1 protein-coding gene is annotated in these 434 nt (G+C 28.8%); it reads left to right on the top strand.

Annotated elements, in window-relative coordinates; all coding sequences use genetic code 11:
• Positions 1 to 19 precede the first annotated feature (19 nt).
• On the top strand, positions 20 to 434 hold a 415-nt coding region (locus KJR01_RS09840; protein WP_214119067.1), incomplete at its 3' end, for a type II secretion system protein.

The raw sequence follows: 434 nt of genomic DNA, 5'->3' as shown, positions 1-434 counted from the left end.
ATTATAAATAAGGATATGAATGAAAAAAGCTTTTACAATGATAGAACTAATCTTCGTAATAGTTATTCTAGGTATCTTAGCAGCAGTTGCGATACCTAAACTAAATGCTACGAGAGATGATGCTGAAATTTCAAAAGCACTAAGTAATTTTTCTACACTTATAACCGATTTATCATCTTATTACACAACTAAAGGTAATTTTGCAGAAGGTATTGGGAATATGACAAATGTTTCTTTAAATCAAGTCGGAAATAATCCTTTGAGTACTTATGTAGCAGCTTATCTTGGAGTTGGTAAAGTAACTGATTGTTTATACATAGAAGCTGATGGAAGACCGGGAAAAAAGGTAAATTATATAATGATAAGAAGTCAAGCTAAAAAAGATTTAATTTGTCAAGATTTAATAGATAAAATCAATGCTTTAAATCTTATAG

Source organism: Campylobacter sp. 2018MI10 (genome assembly GCF_018501175.1).
Classification (GTDB): Bacteria; Campylobacterota; Campylobacteria; order Campylobacterales; family Campylobacteraceae; genus Campylobacter_E.
The sequence above is the reverse complement of the archived record's forward strand: the minus strand, read 5'-3'. Positions and strand labels throughout refer to the sequence as shown.